This is a genomic window from Streptomyces sp. NPDC039465, assembly GCF_055639315.1.
Genome location: NZ_JBVKAP010000019.1, coordinates 27,867 through 50,850, shown reverse-complemented (window position 1 = coordinate 50,850; position 22,984 = coordinate 27,867). Strand labels below are relative to the sequence as shown.

The window sequence follows — 22,984 nt, the reverse complement described above, 5'->3', positions numbered from 1 at the left end:
CGGATCCACAACACCCTCAACAACACCGACGGCGCCTCCGCCGGCCTGAACATCAACGCGACCACCTCGTACGGCAACATCACCGCCCGCAGCCTCTGAAGCGGCAGCCACCAGGGCCGACTTGACCCCCGCGGCGAACGGGCTGCGCACTGCGGCGGCAAGACCGTCCTCGACGGCGCCGGCCCGGCCGTCCGGGGACAAGCACCTTCGCCCGGACGGCGCCGGCAAGACCACCGCCGTCCGGACCCGTTCCCACCCTGCCTCACCCGGCCCGCGAGACGGCGAAAACGCCCTCGCTCAAGCCCCCATGTCATGATCAACTTCGCCGTAGCGGCGCCACCGTGGCGTCCCATGCCGGCACCAACACCGAAGAGGGCCACAGAACATGAGCACCACTCAGGACTACCAGGCCGCGGAACAGCTCCTGCGCCGGCCCGCCCGCCCCGGCGAGCTCGTCGTCGGCGACAAGGTCAGGCCGCAGTGGATCGACGGGGGTGCCCGCTTCTGGTACGCGGTGAGCAACGGCGCCGGCAGACGGTTCGTGCTGGTCGACCCGGCGACGGGCACCCGGGAGCCGGCCTTCGACCACGCCCGGCTCGCCGCCGCTCTGGCCGCCGCCTCCGGGCAGCCGGTCGACCCTGAGGCCCTGCCGTTCATGGCCATCGAACTGACCGGCAACGCCGTGGAGTTCGGCGCGCTCGGCGCGTACTGGCGCTGCCGCCTGGACGACTACACCTGCGAGCAGGCAGAGTTCACGCCGCCCGGCAACCCGCTGGACGTGCCCTCACCCGACAGGAAGCTCGCGATCTCCCAGCGGGGCCACGACCTGTGGGCGCGTTCGCTGTCCGACGGCCGCGAGTGGGCGCTGACCACCGACGGCGAGCCCGACCACCGGTACGGCTCCGGCCCGCAGTGCACGGGCAACGCCACCCTGCTGCGCAAGTTCGGCCTGCCGCACCTGCCGCCCGCGGTGGCCTGGTCGCCCGACTCCACGAAGGTGCTGGCGCACCGGACCGATGAGCGCAACGTCCGCCAGACGCACCTCGTGGAGGCCAGGCCCGCCGACGGCGGCGCGCCCCTGACCCACACGCAGCGCTTCGCCTACCCCGGTGACGAGCACGTGCCGCAGGCCGAGTTGGTCGTCCTGGACGTGCAGGCGGGCACCATGGTCCGCGCGCAGGCCGAGCCGCTGCTCATGCCGCAGCTGTCGCCGATCATGATCAAGTGGGCGTGGTGGGCCGAGGACAGCTCGGCGGTGTACTACCTCAGCCGGCCCCGCGACCTGCACACGCTGACCCTGCACCGGCTGGACGCGGTCACCGGCGAGGTCACCACCGTGCTCGCCGAGAGCGGGGAGACCCGCGTGGAGCCCAACCAGTGGATGTTCGAGCCGCCGATCGTGCGGGTCCTGACAGACGAGGTGCTGTGGTACTCGCAGCGGGACGGCTGGGGCCACCTGTACCGGTACGACCTGCGCAGCGGCGAGCTGCTCGGGCAGGTCACGTCCGGGCAGTGGGCGGTGCGGCAGATCCTGCGCGTGGACGAGGCCGCGCGGGTGGTGTACTTCACCGCCTCCGGGCTGGTCGAGGAGGACCCGTACCGGCGCACGGTGTGCCGTGTCGGTCTGGACGGCTCCGGCTTCGCCAAGGTCACCGACGACGGGCTGGACCACATCGTCACCATGGCGGACAGCCAGGAGTACTTCCTCGACTCCGCCTCCACGGTCGACACCCCGCCGGTCACGACGGTCCGTGACTGGGCCGGGCGGGTGCTGGTCGAGCTGGAGCGCGCCGACATCAGCAAGCTCACCGCCACCGGCTGGACGGCGCCGGAACGGTTCTGCGTCAAGGCGGCCGACGGGGAGACGGACATCTACGGGGTGCTGTACCGGCCGCGGGGGTTCGACCCCTCCCAGCGCTACGCCGTGGTGGACAACCTCTACCCCGGCCCGCAGGTCAACCGGGTCGCCCCGTGCTTCGACCCCGGCGGGATGGGCCTGGATGCGGAACCCCTCGCGGCGCTGGGGTTCGTCGTGGTGGCGGTGGACGGGCGCGGCACCCCGGGGCGGAGCAAGGCCTTCCACGACGCCTCCTTCGGGCGTGTGGCCGACGCGGGCGGCCTGGCCGACCATGTCGCGGCGCTGCGGCAGCTGGCCGAGACCCGGCCGTGGATGGACCTGGACCGGGTGGGCGCGTTCGGCCACTCCGGCGGCGGGTTCGCCGCGGCGCGGGCGATGCTCGACTTCCCCGAGACGTACAAGACCGCGGTCGCCCTCTCCGGTTCGCACGACGCCCGCTACTTCAACCTGGGCTTCGTGGAGACCTACGACGGCGCGGACAACCCCGAGGCGTGGGCCCGGTCCTCCAACGTGGACCTCGCGGACCGGCTGGCGGGCAAGCTGCTGCTCGTCCACGGCGAAATGGACGACCAGGTCCACCCGGACCTCACGCTGCGGCTGGCCGACCGGCTCATCGCCGCCGACAAGGACTTCGAGCTGCTCATCGTGCCCGGGGCCGAGCACACGTTCATCGACCACCTGGCCTACGTCCGGGGGCGCTGCTGGGACTTCCTGGTACGCGAGCTGATGGGCACGCAGCCGCCCGCCTACCGGCCCTCCCCCATCGCCGTCGGCCCGGAGCTGCTCGCCGAACTGTTCGCCTGAGCGCGGACACCCCACGCTCGGGCCGCCGAGCCGTTGATGCGCGGCTGCCGGCAGGCAGGTCCCGCTTGGTTCGCTGCCCCTCCGTCACGCAGGCGGAGGGGCAGCGAACTGTCGGGGCGGCAGAGCGGTCCAGGCCGCGACCTGACCACCGGACCTTTCCCGGTCACAGCACTGGATCGCCCGGCAAATTGATCGTCTTGTACTCCAGGAACGAGCTGAGGCCCTCGGGGCCGAACTCGCGGCCGATCCCGGATTCCTTGTATCCGCCGAAGGGGGCGGCGAACTCGATCCGGTACCCGTTCAGCGTCAGGGTTCCGGTGCGCACTCGGCGGGCGATGTGCATGGCCCGGTCCGGGTCGTTGGTCCAGACGCTTCCCGACAGGCCGTACTTGGAGTCGTTCGCGATGCTGACGGCGTCGTCGTCGTCGTCGAACGGGATCACGACGAGCACGGGGCCAAAGATCTCCTCCTGCGCGATGCGCATGGAGTTGTCGACGTTGGCGAAGATCGTCGGTTCGATGTACCAGCCCTTTGGCTGGCTCGCGGGTCGGCCGCCGCCGACCGTGATCGTCGCGCCGTCCTTACGTCCGCCGGCGATGTAGTCCTCGACCCGCCGCCGCTGGCGCTCGGCCACCAGTGGGCCGACCTCGGTCGAGGGGTCATCCGGATCGCCGACCCGCAGCGCAGCAGCTGCTTGGGAAACCGCATCCACAACCTGCTGGTAGCGGCTGCGATGAGCGAGGATCCGGGTCTGCGCCAGGCAGTGCTGGCCGGACATCATGATCGCGTACGGCATAAGGGCGGGCACGACGCTGTCGATGTCGGCGTCCTCGAGTTGGCGACCCGCGAGCAGCAACCGGCGAACCTTCCCGGTCACGGCACGAGTCGCCGAAGTTGTGACGCGCCGGGTCTGTGGCGGGGGCCTTACGGCGGCGGACGCCGGCAGCTGCGGCCTGGGTGACCGATTCCGAGAAGGGCGGTGATCGGGCGGTCGCCTAGCATGCCGGCCATGGCGATGTTCGTGCACGTGACGTCGGCGGCGAACGCGCCGCGCATCCGGCGGTCCGGGATCCGCGCGGCCGGCTGCGGACAGGGCGGTGCGCGGGGGGTGTACTGCTTCCCGGTGCTGCCGTCGTACACCCTCACGCACCAATGGCTGCGTGAACTGGCCCGTTTCGGCAGCCGGGGCGGGCTGGTGGCCGTCCATGTGCGACTGGACGACGCCCAGCCCGTGCTGGTCGGGCGCTACAGCGACCGCAGGCGGGACGCCCAGGCCACCGTCCCCGCGGCCGAGGCGGTGCGGCGGATCGCGGTGCTGGAGGACCCGCGCGGGTGGGAGGTGTTCGTACCCCGGGCGATCCGGCCGCGCGAAGTCCACCGGATCCGCACCGCGCCGCAGGTGGTGGGCTGGCGGTACCAGCCGGACGCGCACGGCGTCCCTCCCTGCACCTGCTTCGGGTGCCGGGTGCGCGGCGGATACGGGGCGCGGCGCCTGCTGGAGCGGCTGCCGCATCCGCTGGACGGGCCGCCGCCGCCAGCCAGGGTGCTGCTCGCCAGGGTCGCGGCGGCCGGAGCCCCCGGGGACCCGGCCGCCCTGCGGGAGGCACTGCACTGGTTCGGCATGCGCCGGCGGGGCCCGCTCGCCCAGTTGAGCCCTCTCGCTGCCCACCCCGACCCGGGGGTGCGGGAGGAGCTGGTGTGGGCGGTCGCCCGCTGGTCCACCCCTGGAGTCGCCGAGCTGCTGGACGGCCTGGCCGACGACCCGCATCCGGACGTACGGGAGGCGGTGGAGGTGGTCCGGGCGCCGGAGTGAGGCACGATCGGCGTCGGTGGGAGACTGGCCGGCCGTGCAGTGAACAGAAACAACAAGGGGGATGGAGATCATCGTGCGACGGCGACAGGGGCGCACCGCCCTGGCGTCCTTGGTCCTGGCGGCGCTGATGACGGCGACGGGCTGCGCCGCCCCTCTGCTGAGGGACCTCGGGCCTCTGCCCCCGCGTTTTTCGGGTCCGCCGCTGCCTGCGGACACGGCGGTGGCGGAGATGACGTCGGTTTTGACGGCGGAGGGCATCACGGTGGAGCGAGAACCCTCGAACGTTCTGGGCCGATGCTTCGAGCGGCTCATGGGACGGCACGATCCGCAGACGGTGGACGCCGCCCTGAAGGCGGCCTTCGCGCGGGCCCGTTCCCAATACGGCTGGCAGAGCGGCCCCGACATGGGCAGCGAGACCCTCACCCTCGTGAAGGGCAACTGGACGGTCCTGGCCGGCCTTCCCGGGGAGCCGGCCCAGGGCCTTCCGGCGACGGTCGTCATGTCAATGACCTGCCTGGACGGCGGTACGCCCTCTGCTCCCCCGGGATCGTCCGTACCGGAGCTCACCCCGGCACCGGCGAAGTCCTGAGGGGCGGCAGGGCTTGGCCGCATCCGCGGCCTGACCGCAAAGGAGCCTTGAAAGTTCGCCGCGTCGCTGCAGGACCCCGCCGATCGTCGTCGTCCGGGTGAGGATCGCGTGGGTGCGCCTGGGCGACTTCCGCTCCCTACCGCGGTGGTGCGGGAGACATCCGGTCCGTGGGGAAACGGACCTGACGCTTCTGTCAGCAGTTCTCGGTGATCACCTGCTCCAGGGTGTCGAGAGACAGCTCTTCCTGCTGGAGCTGCTCCCGCAGGCTTGTCAGCCTCTGCTCGAGGGCCGCGATCGCCTTCTGGTCCGGGTCCGGCTGCCCCTTGAGGTCACTGATTTCCCTCTCAAGACGGGTGATCTCCTTCCCGCGGCGGATGATTTCGTCGCGGGCACTGTCCGCCTGGCGGCGCATCATGGCGCAGGGACTTTCGGTTCTTACGGCCTCGGCTGCCATCTCAGAACTCCTTGCTCTTGCGGCACTTCTCCTACGGGGGTGGTGTGGTCCGCGGCGGCGCGCGCATCCCAGCCAGGTCACGGGTCGAGTCGAGGCGGGAGAGGGTCTTCACCCTCCAGCCGCCGCTGCCGCCGCACCCGTCGTGGTGGGTGTTTCTCGCCGCTTGCGCTCACGAGTCCACCTTGAGGGGCGGGGGTGGCCCACCGCCCTCCGAGACGGGGCGGACGGGTGAGGGCGGCGAGGTGCCCGCGATCTGCGCGGGCGGGGCGGCTGCCTGAGGCAGGAGAACGGGACCACGCCGAGGGATCAGGTCAGTCCCACTGCTCGTCGGCGAGGGAAGTGACCGGCTGCGGCTTGCCGATGACGGCCAGGGCGATGAAGAAGTTGATCTGGCCGATCGCGATCGTGAGGGTGGCCAGCGCCTTGTCGTCGTAGTGCTTCGCCACCTCCGCGTACAGCTCGTCGGAGACGCGCTCCTTGCCGTGCGGTGCGGGCTGGAGGGTGGCCTCCACCAGGGCGAGGGCGGCACGCTCGGCGTCGGTGAAGTAGGGGGCGTCCTGCCACGAGGAGACGGCGGTGATGCGCTCCTCGGACTCCCCCGCCTTCCGCAGGAAGGAGGTGTTCAGGATGGTCAGGTAGGTGTTGCCCACGATCTGCCCGGCGCGCAGGTGAACCAGGCTCATGGTGGTGCGCGGCACCGAGCGGTTGCCGGTGGCCCGGAAGAGGGCGGCGCTGATGTCGCTCAGCTCGGGCACGAACTCGCCGGGGTTGGGCATCCGGGAGACGGAGGGGTTCGTCATGGCTGTGTCCTTCGTGTTGGCTTGTTCGGCGTCTTCACTGCACTGACGGAGGGGCGGAGAGAGATGTGACAGGAATCCGGAAAAGATTTTTTCCGGCGCGCGCGGGCAGGGTGGCAGCCGTGTCCGAGGTCGTGGTTACGGCGTGGTGGACGGCCGCGTGGGACGTTCGGGGCGGCCCGTGGCGGGCGCCGTAGCAGACCTCGACCGCACCACCGGCCGGGTCATCGCCGGGCCGTGTCCCTCTGATGGCAGGAGCAGCGAAGTGCACCTACTGACGTACGGCGACATCAAGGCCGCCGCCGACCGGATCGCCGGGCACGTTCGCCCTGTCACCGTGGCCAGGGCCGAGCCGGGCGCGTTCCGCACCGCCCGCCGTGACGCTCTCGGCGACGCTGTCGGCGAGCGGCCCGGGGAGGCGTGCGAGGTGTGGCTGGCGCTGGAGTTCATGCAGCACACCGGCAGCTTCAAGGCCCGGGGCGCGCAGAACTTCATCCAGGCCCACCGCGGCGGCCGGCACCCTGCCGGACGCCGGGGTGACCATCGCCTCGGGCGGTAACGCCGGCATGGCGTGCGCCTGGGCCGCCCAGCAGCAGGACGTCCGGGCCACGGTCTTCCTGCCGGCGACCGCCCCGGCGGTGAAGGTCGCCAGGCTCCGCGGCTACGGCGCCGATGTCCGCCTGGTCGGCGCCGAGTACGCCGAGGCGCTGGCCGCCTGCGAGGAGTTCGCCGCCGCCACCGGCGCGCTCGCCTCGCACGCCTACGACCACCCGCTGATCGCGGCCGGCGCCGGCACCCTGCTGGAGGAGATCCAGCAGCAGATCCCGGGCCTGGACACCGTGGTGGTCGCGGTCGGTGGCGGCGGCCTGTTCGCCGGGGTGGCCATCGCCGCCCAGCACCACGGCATCCGCACCGTGGCGGTCGAGCCGGAGAACTGCCGCGCGCTGAACGCCGCGATCGAGGCCGGCCGCCTGGTCGACGTCCCCGTGGACTCGATCGCCGCCGACTCCCTGGGCGCCCGCCGTACCTCCGCCATGGCCCTGCACGCCGGCCAGCAGAACGGCGTCCGCTCCGTCCTGGTCCCGGACGCCGAGATCGTCCGCGCCCGCCAGGCCCTGTGGGACCACCGGCGGATCGCCGTGGAGCACGGTGCGGCCACCGCTCTGGCGGGCCTGCTCGCGGCCCCCGTGCCCGACCGAGACCTGCCGGCCCAGCCGACGATGCCGAGCCGCGGCTACCGGCCCGGCAGCGGCGAGAAGGTGTGCGTGGTCCTCTGCGGCGCGAACACCGACGCGGGGACGCTCATGCACCCCTGAGCCCCGACCAGCGGCGCCCCCGTGCCTCTCGTACGAGATCATCTGGGACGGACAGAGCAGACCCGCGAAGGGGCCAGGCCGCACACACGGTCCGGCCCGTCCGCCGCTCCCGGACGGAGCTCGGCCCAGGCACCGCCGTACGCTGGGCGGGTGACCCTGCGCAGCCTTCATGACCGATCCGACCTGGCCGAACGCTTCGGGCGCGATCCGATGATGCACCTGATGGAACTGGGCGACCTGGACGACCTGTTGTGGCCGCACACCAGCTGGTACACGGTCTCCGAGGGCGGGCCGGTCGCGCTGCTGTACGCGGTCGGCGACATTCCCACCCTGCTCGCCTTCTCCCGGCCCGCGCAGGCCGCGGAGCTGGAGGAGCTGGCCGGTGCGCTGGTGCCCGTGCTGCCCCGGCGCTTCTTCGGGCATCTGACCGGAGCGGCGGGCAAGGTGCTGGAGTCGGCGTACGCGGTCCAGACGCACGGCACCCTGCTGCGGATGGCGCTCACCGGCCCCGATCGCGCCGCCCTGCATCCGGACGGCTCGTGGCGTCCCGCGCCGCTGAGCCGGGCCGACCTGCCGGAGCTGCTGGAGCTGTTCGCGCAGGCCTACCCGGGGAACTGGTTCGACGAGCGGATGCTGGACACCGGCCAGTACGTGGGGGCCCGGCAGGACGGGCGGCTGGTCGCCGTGGCGGGCGTGCACGTCTACTCGGCCGCCTACCGGGTCGCTGCCCTCGGGAACGTCACCACCCACCCCGAGGTACGCGGGCAGGGCGCGGGCGGAGCCTGCGTCGCCGCGCTGTGCCGGCGGCTGGGCAAGACCGTGGACCACATCGGGCTGAACGTCCGGGCGGACAACGCCACCGCCGTCGGGCTCTACCGCAGGCTGGGCTTCACCGAGGTGAGCGAGTTCACCGAGGCCACCTTCACGGCGCTCCCGTAAACGCCGCGTCCGGCTGAGCCGGCCTGTCCTCGCCCTGTATCGGGTCGGTCCGCCGGAGGCGGCCGTCGTACGTCTCGGTGACGATCTTCGGCCGTCCGCGTAGCACTTGAGGATGACGCCGCACCCGTACGTAGATGGACTTCGCGGCCTGTGCGGAACCTGCGCCTCCCACCAGCGTCTTGATCATCAAGTCGACTGGTGGAGGTTGTTTTGATGGCAGGTCAGGTCAGTGAGGCAGGACGGGTGAAGGCGTCCGCGCCGGAGTACCAGGGGGCTTTGGGGTCGCTGTCGGTGAACGCATCCCTGGACGAGGTGCTCGCCCGGGGTGTCGAGGAGCTGGCGGCGGCCGAGCGGGCCGGGGACCGGTCGGAGGTGGCGCGCTGCGGGCTGGCCGTGGCGGAGGCGTACCGGAGGCTGGGGCGGATCGAGGAGGCCGACCGGGCGTGGAAGGCGAGCTACCGGGCGGCGCGTTCGGCCGGGCACGAGGGCGCGATGGCGTGGGCCTTGTGGAGTGGTGGCACGCTGGCCCGGCAGCGGGGGGCGTTCCGGCTGGCGTACCGGTTGCTGCGGCTGGCGGCCGAGATGGGTGAGCGGGGCGGGGACGTCGTCGTGCGGGGCTATTCACTGGCGGGGCTCGCCGAGACGGGGCGAATACAGGGCGATTACGAGGCCGTGGGCCGGCTGCACGAGCAGTTGCTGGCCGAGGCCCGGCGGCGTGGTGAGGCGCGGCATACGGTGTGGGCGCTGGAGGGCATCGCGCAGATGCACCGCAACACCGGCGCCTACGACAAGGCGCTGGCGCTGTTCGAGGAGGCCGCCGAGACGGCGTTGCGTGCTGAGGACCGGCGCGGGTGGGCGTGGGCGCTGCGGGGCATCGCCGATGTGGTGTCCGTACGGGACGGGGACGTGGAGCGTGCCCTGTCGCTGCTGTCGCGGGCGGAGGAGGCCTGCCGGGAGATCGGGTTGTCGAGCGCGCTCGCCTACAACCACAAGATGCGCGGCAACGTGCTGTACCGGGCGGGCCGGTACGCCGAGGCCCGTGAGCTGTATACGCGGGCGCTGGCGGAGTTCCGCGAGATGGAGGAGCCGCGGGGTACGGCTCTGTCGCGGCTGGGGCTGGTCAAGGCGCGTGCCCGGCTGGGCCAGGATGCCGCGCGCAGCGCCGCCGAGCTGGCGGAGCTGCGCACGATGCTGGACCGTATCGGGCTGCGGCACGCCCGGGAGATGGTGGAGAAGGCGGCGGCCGAGCTGGGCGTGGGCCCGCTGCCCGAGGCGGCCGAAGGCGGGACGGGGGCCGGCGCGCCGGTGCTGCCCGCGGACGGGGCGCAGGCGCTGCGGGCGGCCGACGTGGACGGGCTGCGGGCGGCCGGTGCGGAGGGGCTGCGATGAGCTCTTTCCTGACAACGTCGTCACCGTCGCAGGCGCAAGCGCCTGCTGGCGACCGGGCCGCCGCGGTGGCCGGTGTCCTTGGGCGCTGTCGTGAGCTGGTGAGGCCCGCGCTGGTGGAGGCGGTGGGGCAGCTGCATCCCTGGACCGGTGAGATGGCGGCGTACGCGCTGGGCTGGAGCGATACGGCCGGGACACCGGATCCGGACGGCTCCGAGGGCAAGGGGGTGCGGCAGGCGCTGGCCGTGCTGGGGGCCGAGGCCGTGGGGGCGGACGGCGAGGTCGCCGTCGCCGGTGCGGTGGCCGTGGAACTGGTGCATACCTTCTCCCTGCTCCACGACGACATCATGGACGGCGACGGACTGCGGCGGCAGCGTCCGGCGGTGTGGAAGGCGTACGGGACGGGTCCGGCCGTCCTGGCCGGGGACGCGCTCCTCGCCCTGGCGGTGCAGAGGCTGGCGGAGGCGCCGGGCCCCTGGTCGGCGGCCGGCGTGCGGCAGTTGTGCGGGACGCTGAACACGCTGGTGTGGGGGCAGGCGGAGGACCTGCGCTTCGAGCGGCACCCGTGGAGCGGGCCGGGCGCGGTGGGGCCGGAGCAGTACCGGTCGATGGCGGAGGGCAAGACGGGGGCGTTGCTGGGCTGCGCGATCGCGCTCGGTGCGGTGCTCGGCGGTGCTGGAGCCGGGACGGTGGCGGCGCTGGAGCGGGCCGGGCGCCATCTGGGCGTCGCCTTCCAGGCGGTGGACGACCTGCTCGGTATCTGGGGTGACCCGGCGGTGACGGGCAAGCCCGTCCACGGCGATCTGCGGCAGCGCAAGAAGACCTTCCCGGTGCTCGCCGCGCTCGCCGGGGGCGGGCCGGCCGCGCGCGAGCTGGCGGTGCTGCTGGAGTCCCCCGGGCCGCTGGACGGCCCGGCGGCGGCGCGTGCCGCCGTACTGGTGGAGGAGGCGGGCGGGCGGGCCGCGACCCGCGCGGAGGCGCGGCGGCATCTGGACGCCGCCCGCCACGGCCTGCGGGAGGCCTCGCTCACGGCCGCGGCTGCCGGGGATCTGGACGCGTTGTTCACGTACGTGATGGACCGCAGCTGGTGACTGGGCCGGCGGCGGGGTGCGGGTGTGCGGCTGGCCGGCGGACGCGCCGGTGGCGTGTCGGCGACATCGGCGTCGAGGCGCTCGCCACCCGTCCGGTCGTCGGCGGCACCTGTCGTTCTTCCTTCCGGGGGATGCCGGGCCGGGTTCGGATGCCGTTGCCGGGCGGACGTGGTGTGCTGGCCGTGGGCTGGGCCGCCACCAGCGGCCACAAGGGCACCGCACCGCGCACACCAGGAGAGACCAGTTATGGCGATCTTCGTCCATGCCGTAGTTCCGGGCGCCACGACCGAGCAGTACGACGCCCTCAACGCGAGGCTCCAGCAGCTGCCCGGCATCTTCCAGGGGTGCCTGTCCCACACTTGCGCACCGACCAGCAGCGGCCTTGAGGTCTTCGACCTGTGGGAGTCGCAGGAGGCCATGGTCCGCTTCGGCGAGAGGATGATGCCCATCGCCAAGGAGCTCGGCTTCCCCGCCGCCCCCGACCAGCCCCAGGTCCTCCAGGTGCACAACTACTGGTTCGCCGGCTCCTAGGAACGTAACTGCCTTTGCAGGAAGCGGTGTTGGGCCGGGGCGCTCGTGGTTCTGGTGGGGTGCGCGTGGATGATGGGCGTATGGCAGAAGACAGTCGGGCCATCTCCAACCACCACACCGGTGACAGTACCGGTCCGGTCATCCAAGTCGGTGTCGTCCACGGCAACATGACGGTCCACACCGCACCGCGTCAGCCCGCGACCGCGCTGTCGGTCTCGGTCACGGCGAAACGGGTGGAGAGCACGGCGTACCACTACGACGGGGTGAGGCGGAATCCCACGCGCGAGGTGCATGTGTTGCTGGAGGCGTTCACCGCGCAGGCGGTGATCCTGCATCGGCTCAGCCCGGTCGTCGTGCGCAGGATCGAGGGCGACGTCGGGGTGAGTCACGCGATGATGATGCGGCCGCGCGCATACACGGCACGACTCGACCTGCCGCGGCCCACGCTGTTCGATGCCGGGCTCGACGAGCAGGCGCTCCTGCCGGACCCGTCTCGTTGCGACCGCACGAGCGGTTTCCCGTTCTACGTCACGGCCAGTGAGCCGGAGTACTTCGTGATCAGGCCGCAGGGAGCGGACCGGGTCGAGTGGCGGTTGGAGCTGGAGTGGTCGAGCCTGGGCCGGCACGGCACCGTCGTGATCGATGACAGGCGTGATCCGTTCCTCTTCTCCCCTGCTGAAGCGGTCCGTTGGCGATGAGAGCCCTTGGGCGGTAGACGTATCCGCAAGACGCGCACCGGACCCGGTACGCAAGGGCCGGCACCCGTTGCCCTCGATGTCCTGCATCACAATGCATGGATCGTTGTCGTCATGCAGCGTGCGCTTTAGGCCTCAAGCGGGGCCAGGCGCTCTTCACGGCCCGGCCGGGGCCGTGCCCCGGGACTCGGGCATGTACGGATCGTCCCAGCTCCGCATCCGGGAAGGAACAGCGGGTACAGGCATACCGTGACAAACATCCACAACAGGCGCGGCGAGGGAGGCATCATGACGAACGGAACCGCCGGTAACCCCGAGACCGGTGGAGTCACCGGCACCAAGGACAAGGACTACAACCTGCTCTGGTACGTCGAGACCTGCCTGGCCAACGCCCTGCGGCTGGAGACCTACATCCAGGACGCGGAACGCGACGGCGACGCCGAAGTCGCCGAACTGTTCCGCAAGGCCCAGGCCGACAGCCGCAAGGGCGCCGAACTGGGCAAGCGACTCCTGCGGACGCGCATGGGAGGCTGATGCGGCCATGAAAGCGGTTGTGTGGCACGGCGTCGGCGACTCCAGCACTACCCGTTCGGTGAAGCGTTCATGAAGAACCTCATGTTGAAGACGGGCAACTGCCATCACCGTCGCTATCTGCCCCGCCTCGTGTCCCTGGTCGGATCCGGCACGCTCGACCCGACGCCCCTGGTCACGCGCTGGTCCGCGCCGGAGGACGCCATCGACGCGTACCGGGCCTTCGACCGGCGGGAATCGGGCTGGACGAAGGTCGCGCTCGGTCTGGACGACCGAGGAGCCGTCGCCCCGGGCATGGGAGAAGAGGCCGGCACCGGTGCCGCCACCACGGCGGGCTCCCACGAAAGCGGCAACGGCGGTTCCCGCGCCGGCTGAGCGCGACCGCGGCCGGCGTCGGCCCGCCCGGCCCGTCCGGCCCGTCCGCTGGGTTGCCCCACTGGAGCACACAGCACAGGAGGAGACCACGACGCCGCCTAACGGGGCACACCCAGGACCCGGCGGGCCGCTGCCAGCCAGCGGTCCTTGCGGGCTTTCGCCTCCTGAAGCCGGTCGGAGTTCTGCTGGATCAGGCGATGCTGGACGCGGGTCTCAGCCGCTGCCCAGACCTTCACCAACTGCGCCGACTTCTGGCAGGCCACATCGGCGCGGGCGGTGGCACGTTCGGCCGGTGTGGGGTCGGGCGTCCTCCAGCGCTTGTCGTCGACGGCGGCAAAGGTGTCCGCGTAGCCGAAGCCCGCCTTCGCCATGCATGCGCGCAGCGCGTCGCGGACTTCGGGGGTACGCCGGGAGGTTTCCAGTGCGGTGCCGGTGAGCTGGTTGAAGGCCTGGTAGTCGGGTGGGGCGGTGTCGCCGACGAGTTGGCGCTGGGCGGTCTTGACGCATCCGCCGCCCTTGCCCGGTGAGCCGTAGGCCGCGTTCAGCACCTTTGCCGGGAGCGCTTCGCGCTCGTCCCAGGCGCGGTTGCGCCGCACCACCGACGGCGGGTAGGGGCGCGGGTGGTATCCGTGGCGGGCCGCTTCCGCCTCGGCTCCGTACCGGCCGCCGGGGCCGCGCCTTCCCAGGGCGCCGCAGTGCAGGTCGCCGCGGACAGCCACGCGGACGCTGTCGAGGCCAAGGGCCGTGTCGGGAAGGTCAAGGTGTTCAAGGACGCCAATTACAAGGGCCCGAACACGATCTTCACCGAGAACATGAAGAATCTGAAGAAGGACGGCTGGAACGACACGATCAGCTCCGCCAAGAACTTGGGCAACCGCGGGGTCACCTTCTACCAGCACGCCGGCTATCACGGAGCCGACGCCTACCTGGCAGCGGGCCTGTCCGAGCCCCGCCTCAGCAGCCACGGCCTGCATGACAGCACGAGCTCCATCAGGTTCAACTGACAGCGGGTTCCGTCGGTAGCGCATTGCTGACAGGTGGGGTGCGGCGACCGGGCCGCACCCCACCCCCCTGCCGCGAACTACACCCGATTCAACGCGCACCACGCACCACGCACCGCACGACGAGAGGCAACCATGCCGCCCTCCCGCGCCCGGATCACCACCACGCTCGCCCTGCTGCTCCTGGCCACCACCGCCTGCACAGCTGCCGGGGAACACCAAGAACACCAACCCCCGCCCGCCCCGCCCGTCAAACCGATCCAACTGCCCCTGGACGCCTATGCGCCGAGCGTGACCGAGACCCATCTCATGGAAGACGCACAGGACATCCTCATACGCCGGTGCATGAACGACCTGGGCATGGAGTGGAAGACCCTGCCCCGGGTGGACGCCCAGGACATCGAGCCGCCGAACCTGCGGTCGCCGATCCCACGCCGACCAGGCCGGCGACACTAAGCGCCACCACACCGAGCGACATGGCCACATTCTGCTTCATAATTCATCCCCTCGTTTTCCAGCAGTCCGCTTTCTCCCGGACCGCTGCTTTCTGAATTCCATTCTGGCGGGGCGGGATTCGCTTTGGAAGGGGTTATTGATGCGGCCGAATTCGCCACTGATACCCTGCCTGCATAAGTTCGGGACAGGCGACCAACTGTCCTTGTTTGGGGGAGGATTCATGACCACGGATCCCAGTACGCATCAGTTACGTCTGCTGCTCGCGCTCGCGGAGGAGTTGCACTTCGGCCGGGCAGCCAAGCGCGAGTTCATCAGCCAGCCCGCGTTCAGCCGCCAGATCCGCGCCCTGGAGGAGCACTTGGGCGTGGGCCTCGTGGAGCGGTCCACGCGCCGGGTGGAGCTGACACCGGCCGGGAAGGCGCTGCTGCCTCGGATGCGCGCCGTGGTGGATGCCGTTGACGACCTGCGTGGTGCCGCCGCGGGAGAAGCGCAGGCGCATTCGGGCCGCGTGGTGATCGGTTCGTACATCACCGCTCTGCCGGCGCTGCGGATACTCCTGGATCAGCTGCGGGAACGCATGCCGGGCCCGGAGGTGGAGTGGCGGGCGGTGGACAACGTCGAGCAGCTGAGCCTGCTCGTGGACGGCCAGATCGACGGTGTCATCTGCTACGAACCGCTGCCGGAGGGCATCAGCACCCTCCGCCTCGGGACGGAGGAACGGTTCGCCTGCATGCCGGAGACCCACCCGCTGGCCGAGCGCGAGACGCTGACCCTCGCGGACCTGGCCGACCTGCCCGTCATCGGCTACTCACCGCACGTGGACCCGGAGTTCCGTGCCTTCTGGGCCGTCGACCCACGCCCCGACGGGACCCCGGTGCGCTACACCGACCACGCGGCGACCACCCTGGAGTCCTATGTCGCCCTGGCCAGTCTGGGGCACGGCATCCGTTTCATCCCCGAAGGCTGCCTGCACCTGATGCCCCGGCCCGGTGTCCGCTTCATCCCCGTCACCGATCTGCCCCCGTGCACCCCGGTGCTCGCCTGGCCGGCGTCCCGTCCCCTCACCCCCGCCTTCGGCGCGCTTCTGCACGTGCTGCGTGCCCACGCCCGGACCACGGACCGTGAGACGCTGCGAAAGACCAACAGGCGCTGGTGGAACGTGGCCTGACACGCCGCTTCACTTGCCGCAGGGAGCGGGACGGGCGGCGCTTTGACCGGCGCGGGGGGTGTTCAGGGAGTTCCGGCGTAGGCGATCGCGAGCACCGTGAGGGTGCGGGTGGGGTGGCCACAGAGAACGACTGCGGTGACGTGGCCGTGGGCGACTGTGCGGATGATGCCGTCGTCCTCGCCGTACGGCTCCGAGTGCCCGAGCGGGTCCTCCTGCGCGTCGACCAGGCATACGGCGAGGTCCCGGCGCGCACGGTCGGGGAGTTGCTTGTAGGTGTCGAAGACGTCGGCGGGAAAGTTCAGCCGGTACGTCACGCCGCGCCCTGGCCGCGCTCACCGCGGGGACCGGCGTCCCTGAGGACGTCCGTGGTGTGGTCCTCGGCGGCCACGCCGTCGGGGAGCGTGCCGCGTCCCTTCGCCCTTGCTGTCAGGCGGGCTGTCTCGATCCGCCCGGCCGCATCCTGTAGCTGCTCAGCGGCCGTCGCCCACCGCTCCAGCACGGCCGGCAGCTCGTCGATCGGGGTGAGATTCACGTCCGCGAGGAGCTGCTGGCGGGAGGCTGAGTGCGGCAGGGCGTGGTGGAGTCTGTCCACCGTCCACCTCTCACGTGCGCTCACTGCGACCTCCCCTGCCGGGTGTTCCCATCTCCCCAGCTTACGCGGCCCGGTTGGAGCGGGTCAGGCGCTCTGAGCGGTCTCGCCCGGGGAGCGCTGTGCGCAAGCGCGGGCTCGGCCAGGCGCAGGTCGCCCGCACCCACGCCACGGAGAGGGTCGCGGAGACAGGCACGCATCGCCGTCGGCCTCGCCGGGAACTCATGGGTGCGCCTGGGCAGATGGGGGCGATGGCGGCCCGCTTCCGGTGGCGTGCGGCCCGCGCCCTGCCGTGCCCCCCCCGGGGTGTCAGCGGAGGCTGGCGCCCTGGGCGCGGAGTTCGGCCTGGATCGCGGCCACGGGGACGTCGCGTGGGCTTGTGCGCCGGGCCGAGGCGAGGGCCGCGCAGACGCCGGCCGCCTGGCCGGTGGCCATGGAGATCGGCATCACCCGGTAGGAGGAGTGGGCCACGTGGTCGCCGGAGATGCAGCGGCCGGCGACCAGGACCCGGTCGAGGTCTCGGGGCAGCAGGCAGCGCAGCGGGATGTCGTAGGACTGGCCGCGGGGCACGCGTTTGAGGATGGTGCCGCGGCCGCTGGGGTTGTGGATGTCCACGGGGTAGGCGCCGCGGGCGATGGCGTCGTCGAACGTGCGGGCGGCCAGCACGTCCTCGCCCGTCAGCTGGTACTCGCCCGCGATCCGGCGTGTCTCGCGGACGCCGACCTGGACGCCGCTCTGCACGACGTAGGAGTCCTTGAAGCCGGGCACGCGGTCGCGCAGGAAGCGGGCGATCTGTGCCATCTGGCGGTGCGCGGTGAATTCGGCGCGGGTGAGGTCCCAGACGCTGGTGCCGAGGACCTCGGTGACACGGGTGGAGTTGACCGCGATCTCGCCGGTGTTGGGGGTGGCGAAGAAGAGCATGTCCTCACGCGGCAGATCCAGCTCGCCGGCGTCGGTGGCGGCGCGGACCAGGTCCCACAGCCCGTGCACGCCCTTCCACTGGTCCGGGTGGGCGTGGGCGTACGCGGCGAACTCGTCGTGGTCGAAGCGGACCATGCGGAACATCAGCGTCATGGGCTGGGTCCAGCCGTCCTCCGGCCGGCCGATGTCGTACGTCGCCCCGGCCGCGGCGGCGATGTCGCCGTCCCCGGTGCAGTCGACGACCACGTCCGCGTCGATGACGACCGGCCCCGACTTCGTCTCGAACACCGCTCGTGCGCGGTCGGGCAGCGGGATGAACCCGGAGGCGGTGGCGTGCAGCAGGGTGCGTACCTCATGCGTCTCCAGGAGCTCGTACAGCACGAGTTTGAACAGCTCCGCGTCGAAGGGCACGGTGTAGCCGGTCTCGAGCGAGGGGCGGATCGCCGCCTGCGCGCGCACCAGCTGTTCGAGCAGGACCCACAGCACGCCGCCGACGACCGGCTCGCCCTCGCCGTGGTCGGGCGGCAGCAGGCGGGCGGAATCGCCGGCGACGGCCTGCTTGACCTCGTTGTGGAAGCTCATCAGCGGCATGACCAGGGCCGCTGTGGCGTTGCCGCCGAGGAATCCGTACCGCTCGACCAGGACCACCTGGGCGCCCGCGCTCGCGGCGCCGAGGGCCGCCCCGATGCCGGCCGGTCCGCCGCCGACCACCAACACCTGGGTGGAGCCGGCGTGCAGGGCCTGGCGCGGGGGCAGCTCCACGCTCCGTGGCACGCGGGGCGGCATCAGGTAGGTCACGGTTCCTCCCGTCAGGGATCTGGGCGATCACGGGCGTCAGGTGCGGGTCGCTGCCTGCGGTGCGGGGTGGTGGTCCAGGGGCCGCGGGGCGGCGGCGTCGAGGTAGCTGATGAGCCGGTCGGCGGTCTGGGCCGCCCGCAGCTTCATCGACGCCGTACGGGCGGCGATGTGGGCGACGCGGGCGGGCCGCTCGTCCCACAGGCGGTCCACTTCGGCCAGGAGGGGGCCGGCCGCCTCCCTGACCACTCCGCGCAGGGCGGGCGCGCCGATCTGCTGGGCGAAGTCGAAGACCTTTCCCGCGTACGGCAGGGGCAGCAGGGGGATGCCGGCCAGCGCGGCGAAGATCAGGAAGTGCAGTCTCATGCCGATGGCCAGGTCCAGCTGCTGGACGATGTCGAGGACCTGCTGGGGGCGGTAGGTGCCGTGCAGCACGTGGCAGCGATCGGCGTGGATCATGTGGGAGACCACCGCGTGCGCGTGCCGGATGTCGTCGCGTTCCATGGGGACGAAGACGACGTGGGCGTCCAGCCGGTGGGCGAGGAAGTCGCCCACGTTCGCCAGGAGCTGGTGGTAGCCCTCTTCGTCGAGGTGCTCGGCCGCGCGGCCGGGCTCGCGCACGCTCATCCCCACGAGGCGGACGCCGCGGGGTACCCCTTCGGCGCGGAGCAGCTCGATACCGCTGTCGCCGGGTTCGAGCAGCAGTGCCGGGTCGGCGGTGACGGAGACGGGCCGGGCCAGCCCGGCTTCTTCCAGTACCAGCTTCGACTCCTCGTCGCGGACCGTCACCTCCGCCGCGTCGGAGAGTGTCGCGCGGACCCAGGCGCAGTCGGCTTCGTCGGTGAGCGGACCGGCGCCGACGGCATAGGTGAACAGGGGGACGCCGAGGTCCTGGGCGGTGCGGGCCAGCCGCAGGTAGCGGCGGGCTTCGGTGTTGTAGAGGATTCCGCCGCCGCCGAGCACGAGCACGCTCAGCCGCCGCAGGTCCTCGGAGATCTGGTCCCGGCACACGCCTTCCCAGCCGACCACCTCGATGTCCGGATAGGTGCTGCGGCTGTGGGCGGGATCGCGGGAGAAGAGCATCAGGCGGGCGTCCGGACGCGCGAGCCGGATGCCTTCCAGCATGGCGGTGAGGATCGCTTCGTCTCCCACGTTGCGGCCGCCGTAGGAGCCCAGCACGCCGATGGTCATGCTGCTTCGACTGTCCATGTTCAGCCCCCTCGCAGGCCTTACAGGTCTTACGGGTTTACGGCCCTTACGGGTCTTACGGGTCTGGTGTTGCGCGGCTGGTGTGGTGGAAGGACGGACGCGGGGCCGCCTTGGCCCCGGGCCGGCGGCGGGCCGGTCTTTTGCCGTGCTGCGGCCTTTGAGGTGCTGCAGCTTTTGACGTACCTCTCCACCAGTTCACCCCCCTGAACGGTTTTGCGCCTCTCAGCGCCGCGGGGCGGCGGCTCGACCGAGGCGTACGGCGTACGGCGTACGGGACGCATGGCGGCTCGGCTACCCGCCCAGGGCGCCGTCACCCCTGTGGGCCGGCCGGCCGGTGAAGCATGCGGCACGGGCAGTCATGCCGGACGGGTGAAACGTGGAGACGTGCGCGGCCGTGTCGGCGGGCGGCGGTGGCGGCCGGTCGCAGGATGAGCGCTACATCCCCCTCGTTGCCAGGAGCGTATTCCGGTGCTCGAACGCAAGCAGGTCAAGGGCCGCGCCCAGATCACCTTCGTCCTCCCGGAAGGCAACCCTCCCGGCCCGGTCAGTGTGGTGGGCGACTTCAACGACTGGAAGCCCGGCACCCACGTCCTGAAGCCCCGCGCGGACGGAATGCGCGCCGTCACCGTCGCCCTGCCGGCCAAGGGCGTGCACTCCTTCCGCTACCTGGCGGCCGGTGACTACTGGTTCGACGAGGAGCACGCCGACGGCCACGACGGCACCAACAGCCGCCTGCACACCTGACCCACCCACGCCGCCCCAGGCCGCAGGGCCGAGCGGGTCCCTACAGGTCGAACTCCAGGTGCTCGATGTCCGTGAAGCGGATCTCCTCCAGGGAGCCGGCGCGGCGGCCGCCGTCTTGGAAGTAGACCTCCTTGAGGGCTTCGGCGGCGATCTTCTGGAGCTCCTGGTCGCCGGCGCCGGCCTCCCTGGCCTCGAAGAGGCGGGCGGCGTGGCGCGGGGGCAGGGCGACGGTCAGGTGCCGGATGCGGGTCTCGTCCGTCGTGCCGATCGGCGCGGTGTAGCCCAGGCGGGCGCGGGTGTCGATGACGATGCCGTCGGTGGTCGCCGCCTTCTGCCGGGCCTTCGCGCGGATCTGCGGCTGCCACCGGGCCTGGACCTCGCGCTCCAGGCGGGCCGCGAGGTCGGGGCGGGGCTTTTTGATCTGGCCCTTCACGTACCGCTCGACGGTGCGCTGGGAGATCCGCAGCATCTGGGCGACGGCCCTGGTGCCTTTGAGCTGCTTGACCAGGTAGCGCATCTGCGCCCCGGCCGACTTCGGGGCGGGCCGGGTGAACGCCTTGCGTACCGCCTGGTCCAGGCCGTCGGCGAACATGTTCATCGCGCTGCGCCTACTCCCCGTTGTCCGTGTCGGTCACGGTGCCGTCCTTGATGTACCGGGCGAGGTTGAGCTCGGGGGCGTCGAACTGCTCGCGCACGCCCTCGCCCCACAGCACGCTCTGGGTGCCCTCCCACTTGACCAGGCCGGGGTTCACGCCGAGCCGGAAGCCGCCGGGCAGCGGTTTGCCGTCGCGGTAGGGCAGGAAGTCCAGCGGCGAGGGCCCGTCGGCCGCGTACACGGCGCAGTCGGAGAGGATCGCGACCGGGTACTGCCCGGTGAAGGCGGCGTGCTTGAGGATCTTGCGGTGCATGTTGATGCGGGTGCGGGAGATGACCGCGGCGCGGATGTCCGGGCGCCAGGTCGGGCGGGCCAAGGCGCGCCAGGGCTGGCCGGGCTTCCAGCCCTCGCCGCGGGGGCGTTCGCGCAGCTTGCCGATGCCGCCCTTGACGGTCGCCTTGACCGCCGACACCACGATGGCGAGGTGCGGGTCGCGCTGCCGGTAGGTGTCCATCGCGGCGAGGAAGTCCTGCGGCGCGAGGTCGGTGCCCACGCCGAGGTCGGCCATCGTGGCGAGGTAGGCGTCGCGCAGCCGGTTGTACCAGCCGTCGAGGTAGCGGCCGTTGTCGTGGCGTACGTACGCCTCCAAGGGCGCGACGTCGTAGCCGAGCTCGACGGCGTAGGCGACGGTGGGTGTGGCGTACCAGGCCGGGCCCTGGGGCCGTTCGCCTTTCGGTGTGAACGGGCTGGGCAGCAGGTCGCCGTCCAGCCGCACCCACTCCTTGCCCGACTTCACCCTCGACAGGTCGACGTGGGAGAGGTCGACCAGCCAGGAACCGGGCAGCTTGGGGTCGAAAGCCGGGTTGGTGAGGTGCGTGGGTGCGCCCAGACCGACGGTCAGCCCGTTGGCTCCGGCGGCGAAGGCCATGTTGACGTCGATGCCGACCAGATGCCGCTTGGTGCACTCGGCGTCGGTGAGCGGACGCGCCCAGTCGTAGGCCTCCTCCACCAGGACCTCCGCCGGGCCGCGGCGGTGGAAGCGCGGCAGGCCGGCGAGGAGCGGGTGGCCGTCGGGCGCCTCGCACGGCGCGCAGTCGACCGGCTCGCTGCCCAGCGAGCCGGGGTTGTGCTCGGAATGCCGCTTCCCCGTCGCGTCGGGCTCGGAGGCGCGGGTCGGCGGGTGCAGGGCCGTCATCAGCTCCAGGCCGGTCACGGCCGTCGAGCCGCGCGGCGTCATCACGCGGGCCGCGTACGTGCCCAGCAGCCGGGCGAGTTCGGCCGGCGGGAGCTGCGCGGCACCGTTCCAGTGGCGGGCGTCGAGCGCGTCCCAGGACGGGATGCACAGCTGGACGCAGGCGCGCTCGGAGCCCTGCGCGGGGCGGTAGATCCGCGCCCACGGTCCGAAGCCCCGCTTGGTGAGCCGCCAGTCCGCGCGCGCCAGCTGCTTGACGACCTTGTGGCTCTCCGGCAGCCGGCCGGCGAGGCGCTCCTCGTCGGTGAGGGTCACCGGCAGGCCGTAGCGCTCCAGCGCGGTCTTCGTGAGGACGAGCAGCGGGTCGGCGTCCTTGCCCGCCCCGGACAGGCGCGGCTGCCCGAGCTGCGCCTCCTTGAGGGTCCAGTCGACCAGGGCCGGGACGGACTTGGCGGGTACGTCCAGGATCAGGCCGCCGACGCAGTACGCGAGGACGTGGCCGTCGTCGGTGACGTCGAGGACCGCGAGCGGGCCGTTGGCGAAGCGCGGGTCGGCACTGGAAGGGCCGCTCGCCGCCTGGGTGTTGGCGGGGGTGGGGGCGGGCTTTCTCGCGGCCGGGGGGCGCGGCGCCGACGACGGCCTGGCGGTACGGGGCGGGCGGGGCGGGGCCTCCGGCTCAGGGACGGGGACAAGGGCAGGGACGGGGGCGGTGGTGGGGGTGGGGGCTGCGGTGGACGTGCCCGGCGCCGCTGCGGCCGGCGCCGTGTCCTGTGCCGGTGGGGGCGTGTTGGTGGGGTCGGGGGCGGGGTAGAGCTCCGCGAGCTTGTCGAGCAGGCGGGCGTACGCCTCGCGCTCCGGCCCGCGCGGCTCCGTCCTCGTCCTGCTGGACTCCCAGCCGCTGACGGTCGCCCGCCTCACCTGCAGCGCGGCGGCCACCTCGTCCAGCGTCAGGCCGTGCGCCTGGCGCAGCCGTTTGCGCTCCTGCGGCGGCGGCAGCGGGGCGCGGGACGCGACCAGGGCGTCGACCGCGTCGAACAGCTCGGACATGCAACACCTCCTGTTCCGGCCCACACTAATCCACGAACCGTACGCATCGCGTACGGCGACCGTACGGTTCGCGTACGAAGCGCGTTCG

At 72.0% G+C, this 22,984-nt stretch carries 24 protein-coding genes and 2 pseudogenes; 16 read left to right on the top strand and 10 right to left on the bottom strand.

What is annotated here, in order from left to right; translation table 11 throughout:
- Both ACZ7LT_RS34270 and ACZ7LT_RS34265 read left to right on the top strand, forming a co-directional pair.
- A pseudogene (locus ACZ7LT_RS34270) lies at positions 1-99 on the top strand (DUF4097 family beta strand repeat-containing protein); the annotation flags it as partial.
- A 286-nt stretch (positions 100-385) separates the two neighbouring features.
- A complete protein-coding gene (locus ACZ7LT_RS34265) occupies positions 386-2,662 on the top strand; it encodes a S9 family peptidase (protein ID WP_471240006.1) in 2,277 nt (758 codons plus the stop codon).
- Positions 2,663-2,825: 163 nt separating this feature from the next.
- On the opposite strand, the gene ACZ7LT_RS34260 is transcribed toward ACZ7LT_RS34265, so the two are convergent.
- Positions 2,826-3,539: an aldehyde dehydrogenase family protein gene (locus ACZ7LT_RS34260; RefSeq protein WP_471240005.1), complete on the bottom strand. Its 714-nt coding sequence runs from the start codon at positions 3,537-3,539 to the stop codon at positions 2,826-2,828.
- 132 nt (positions 3,540-3,671) lie between these two features.
- On the opposite strand from ACZ7LT_RS34260, the gene ACZ7LT_RS34255 reads away from it, so the two are divergent.
- Together ACZ7LT_RS34255 and ACZ7LT_RS34250 are read left to right on the top strand one after the other, a co-directional pair.
- Positions 3,672-4,475, top strand: a complete 804-nt coding sequence (locus ACZ7LT_RS34255) for a HEAT repeat domain-containing protein (protein ID WP_471240004.1) — start codon at positions 3,672-3,674, stop codon at positions 4,473-4,475.
- A gap of 229 nt (positions 4,476-4,704) precedes the next feature.
- The gene (locus ACZ7LT_RS34250; RefSeq protein ID WP_471240003.1) at positions 4,705-5,064 is read left to right on the top strand and encodes a hypothetical protein; all 360 of its coding nucleotides are present in this window, start codon (positions 4,705-4,707) and stop codon (positions 5,062-5,064) included.
- Positions 5,065-5,257: 193 nt separating this feature from the next.
- On the opposite strand, the gene ACZ7LT_RS34245 is transcribed toward ACZ7LT_RS34250, so the two are convergent.
- Complete coding sequence (locus ACZ7LT_RS34245) at positions 5,258-5,518, bottom strand: hypothetical protein (protein ID WP_471240002.1); 261 nt, start codon at positions 5,516-5,518, stop codon at positions 5,258-5,260.
- Positions 5,519-5,829: 311 nt separating this feature from the next.
- On the bottom strand, positions 5,830-6,318 hold the full coding sequence (locus ACZ7LT_RS34240) for a carboxymuconolactone decarboxylase family protein (RefSeq protein WP_471240001.1): 489 nt from the start codon (positions 6,316-6,318) through the stop codon (positions 5,830-5,832).
- A 262-nt stretch (positions 6,319-6,580) separates the two neighbouring features.
- On the opposite strand from ACZ7LT_RS34240, the pseudogene ACZ7LT_RS34235 reads away from it, so the two are divergent.
- From ACZ7LT_RS34235 to ACZ7LT_RS34200, 8 genes and pseudogenes are all read left to right on the top strand, one after another.
- A pseudogene (locus tag ACZ7LT_RS34235) lies at positions 6,581-7,631 on the top strand (threonine/serine dehydratase).
- Between the two features lie 150 nt (positions 7,632-7,781).
- Positions 7,782-8,570, top strand: a complete 789-nt coding sequence (locus tag ACZ7LT_RS34230; RefSeq protein ID WP_471240000.1) for a GNAT family N-acetyltransferase — start codon at positions 7,782-7,784, stop codon at positions 8,568-8,570.
- A 213-nt stretch (positions 8,571-8,783) separates the two neighbouring features.
- Positions 8,784-9,959, top strand: coding sequence for a tetratricopeptide repeat protein (locus ACZ7LT_RS34225; protein WP_471239999.1), 1,176 nt, complete (start codon positions 8,784-8,786; stop codon positions 9,957-9,959).
- Entirely contained in the window at positions 9,956-11,047 is a 1,092-nt protein-coding gene (locus ACZ7LT_RS34220) for a polyprenyl synthetase family protein (protein ID WP_471239998.1), read from the top strand. The genes ACZ7LT_RS34225 and ACZ7LT_RS34220 overlap by 4 nt, the downstream gene beginning before the upstream one ends.
- Positions 11,048-11,293: 246 nt before the next feature.
- The gene (locus ACZ7LT_RS34215) at positions 11,294-11,578 is read left to right on the top strand and encodes a hypothetical protein (RefSeq protein WP_471239997.1); all 285 of its coding nucleotides are present in this window, start codon (positions 11,294-11,296) and stop codon (positions 11,576-11,578) included.
- A gap of 80 nt (positions 11,579-11,658) precedes the next feature.
- Positions 11,659-12,276 (top strand): hypothetical protein, encoded by a 618-nt coding sequence (locus tag ACZ7LT_RS34210; protein WP_471239996.1) that lies wholly within the window; start codon positions 11,659-11,661, stop codon positions 12,274-12,276.
- Positions 12,277-12,561: 285 nt separating this feature from the next.
- On the top strand, positions 12,562-12,807 hold the full coding sequence (locus ACZ7LT_RS34205; RefSeq protein WP_471239995.1) for a hypothetical protein: 246 nt from the start codon (positions 12,562-12,564) through the stop codon (positions 12,805-12,807).
- 69 nt (positions 12,808-12,876) lie between these two features.
- Positions 12,877-13,179, top strand: a complete 303-nt coding sequence (locus ACZ7LT_RS34200) for a hypothetical protein (RefSeq protein WP_471239994.1) — start codon at positions 12,877-12,879, stop codon at positions 13,177-13,179.
- Positions 13,180-13,277: 98 nt separating this feature from the next.
- On the opposite strand, the gene ACZ7LT_RS34195 is transcribed toward ACZ7LT_RS34200, so the two are convergent.
- Positions 13,278-13,778, bottom strand: coding sequence for a hypothetical protein (locus ACZ7LT_RS34195; protein WP_471239993.1), 501 nt, complete (start codon positions 13,776-13,778; stop codon positions 13,278-13,280).
- A 30-nt stretch (positions 13,779-13,808) separates the two neighbouring features.
- Between ACZ7LT_RS34195 and ACZ7LT_RS34190 the strand changes: the two genes are divergently transcribed.
- The 3 genes from ACZ7LT_RS34190 to ACZ7LT_RS34180 all read left to right on the top strand — a co-directional run bounded on the left by ACZ7LT_RS34190 (position 13,809) and on the right by ACZ7LT_RS34180 (position 15,804).
- On the top strand, positions 13,809-14,183 hold the full coding sequence (locus tag ACZ7LT_RS34190) for a peptidase inhibitor family I36 protein (protein ID WP_471239992.1): 375 nt from the start codon (positions 13,809-13,811) through the stop codon (positions 14,181-14,183).
- Positions 14,184-14,315: 132 nt separating this feature from the next.
- Positions 14,316-14,636: a hypothetical protein gene (locus ACZ7LT_RS34185; protein WP_471239991.1), complete on the top strand. Its 321-nt coding sequence runs from the start codon at positions 14,316-14,318 to the stop codon at positions 14,634-14,636.
- Positions 14,637-14,856: 220 nt separating this feature from the next.
- A complete protein-coding gene (locus ACZ7LT_RS34180) occupies positions 14,857-15,804 on the top strand; it encodes a LysR family transcriptional regulator (protein ID WP_471239990.1) in 948 nt (315 codons plus the stop codon).
- A gap of 62 nt (positions 15,805-15,866) precedes the next feature.
- Here the strand turns inward: ACZ7LT_RS34180 and ACZ7LT_RS34175 are convergent, their stop codons facing one another.
- The 4 genes from ACZ7LT_RS34175 to ACZ7LT_RS34160 form a co-directional block, all read right to left on the bottom strand.
- Entirely contained in the window at positions 15,867-16,118 is a 252-nt protein-coding gene (locus tag ACZ7LT_RS34175; protein WP_471239989.1) for a hypothetical protein, read from the bottom strand.
- Positions 16,115-16,420, bottom strand: a complete 306-nt coding sequence (locus tag ACZ7LT_RS34170; protein ID WP_471239988.1) for a hypothetical protein — start codon at positions 16,418-16,420, stop codon at positions 16,115-16,117. The genes ACZ7LT_RS34175 and ACZ7LT_RS34170 overlap by 4 nt, the downstream gene beginning before the upstream one ends.
- A 282-nt stretch (positions 16,421-16,702) precedes the next feature.
- Positions 16,703-18,112, bottom strand: coding sequence for an FAD-dependent oxidoreductase (locus ACZ7LT_RS34165; protein WP_471239987.1), 1,410 nt, complete (start codon positions 18,110-18,112; stop codon positions 16,703-16,705).
- A 36-nt stretch (positions 18,113-18,148) separates the two neighbouring features.
- Complete coding sequence (locus ACZ7LT_RS34160; protein WP_471239986.1) at positions 18,149-19,318, bottom strand: polysaccharide pyruvyl transferase family protein; 1,170 nt, start codon at positions 19,316-19,318, stop codon at positions 18,149-18,151.
- 468 nt (positions 19,319-19,786) lie between these two features.
- Between ACZ7LT_RS34160 and ACZ7LT_RS34155 the strand changes: the two genes are divergently transcribed.
- Entirely contained in the window at positions 19,787-20,062 is a 276-nt protein-coding gene (locus tag ACZ7LT_RS34155; RefSeq protein ID WP_471239985.1) for an early set domain-containing protein, read from the top strand.
- 40 nt (positions 20,063-20,102) lie between these two features.
- On the opposite strand, the gene tpg is transcribed toward ACZ7LT_RS34155, so the two are convergent.
- Positions 20,103-20,660 carry a telomere-protecting terminal protein Tpg gene (tpg, locus tag ACZ7LT_RS34150; RefSeq protein ID WP_471239984.1) on the bottom strand — a complete coding sequence of 186 codons (558 nt, stop codon included), beginning with the start codon at positions 20,658-20,660 and terminating at the stop codon, positions 20,103-20,105.
- 10 nt (positions 20,661-20,670) lie between these two features.
- Positions 20,671-22,896, bottom strand: coding sequence for a telomere-associated protein Tap (gene tap / locus ACZ7LT_RS34145; RefSeq protein ID WP_471239983.1), 2,226 nt, complete (start codon positions 22,894-22,896; stop codon positions 20,671-20,673).
- Positions 22,897-22,984: the final 88 nt, after the last annotated feature.

What these genes read in the sequence shown, in the direction of transcription:
- ACZ7LT_RS34265 (WP_471240006.1), top strand. Translation starts at nt 386, where the DNA reads ATGAGCACCACTCAGGACTACCAGGCCGCGGAACAGCTCCTGCGCCGG.
- ACZ7LT_RS34255 (WP_471240004.1), top strand. Translation starts at nt 3,672, where the DNA reads ATGGCGATGTTCGTGCACGTGACGTCGGCGGCGAACGCGCCGCGCATC.
- ACZ7LT_RS34250 (WP_471240003.1), top strand. Translation starts at nt 4,705, where the DNA reads ATGACGTCGGTTTTGACGGCGGAGGGCATCACGGTGGAGCGAGAACCC.
- ACZ7LT_RS34245 (WP_471240002.1), bottom strand. Translation starts at nt 5,518, where the DNA reads ATGGCAGCCGAGGCCGTAAGAACCGAAAGTCCCTGCGCCATGATGCGC.
- ACZ7LT_RS34240 (WP_471240001.1), bottom strand. Translation starts at nt 6,318, where the DNA reads ATGACGAACCCCTCCGTCTCCCGGATGCCCAACCCCGGCGAGTTCGTG.
- ACZ7LT_RS34225 (WP_471239999.1), top strand. Translation starts at nt 8,784, where the DNA reads ATGGCAGGTCAGGTCAGTGAGGCAGGACGGGTGAAGGCGTCCGCGCCG.
- ACZ7LT_RS34220 (WP_471239998.1), top strand. Translation starts at nt 9,956, where the DNA reads ATGAGCTCTTTCCTGACAACGTCGTCACCGTCGCAGGCGCAAGCGCCT.
- ACZ7LT_RS34215 (WP_471239997.1), top strand. Translation starts at nt 11,294, where the DNA reads ATGGCGATCTTCGTCCATGCCGTAGTTCCGGGCGCCACGACCGAGCAG.
- ACZ7LT_RS34210 (WP_471239996.1), top strand. Translation starts at nt 11,659, where the DNA reads ATGGCAGAAGACAGTCGGGCCATCTCCAACCACCACACCGGTGACAGT.
- ACZ7LT_RS34205 (WP_471239995.1), top strand. Translation starts at nt 12,562, where the DNA reads ATGACGAACGGAACCGCCGGTAACCCCGAGACCGGTGGAGTCACCGGC.
- ACZ7LT_RS34200 (WP_471239994.1), top strand. Translation starts at nt 12,877, where the DNA reads ATGAAGAACCTCATGTTGAAGACGGGCAACTGCCATCACCGTCGCTAT.
- ACZ7LT_RS34185 (WP_471239991.1), top strand. Translation starts at nt 14,316, where the DNA reads ATGCCGCCCTCCCGCGCCCGGATCACCACCACGCTCGCCCTGCTGCTC.
- ACZ7LT_RS34180 (WP_471239990.1), top strand. Translation starts at nt 14,857, where the DNA reads ATGACCACGGATCCCAGTACGCATCAGTTACGTCTGCTGCTCGCGCTC.
- ACZ7LT_RS34160 (WP_471239986.1), bottom strand. Translation starts at nt 19,318, where the DNA reads ATGGACAGTCGAAGCAGCATGACCATCGGCGTGCTGGGCTCCTACGGC.
- tpg (WP_471239984.1), bottom strand. Translation starts at nt 20,660, where the DNA reads ATGAACATGTTCGCCGACGGCCTGGACCAGGCGGTACGCAAGGCGTTC.
- tap (WP_471239983.1), bottom strand. Translation starts at nt 22,896, where the DNA reads ATGTCCGAGCTGTTCGACGCGGTCGACGCCCTGGTCGCGTCCCGCGCC.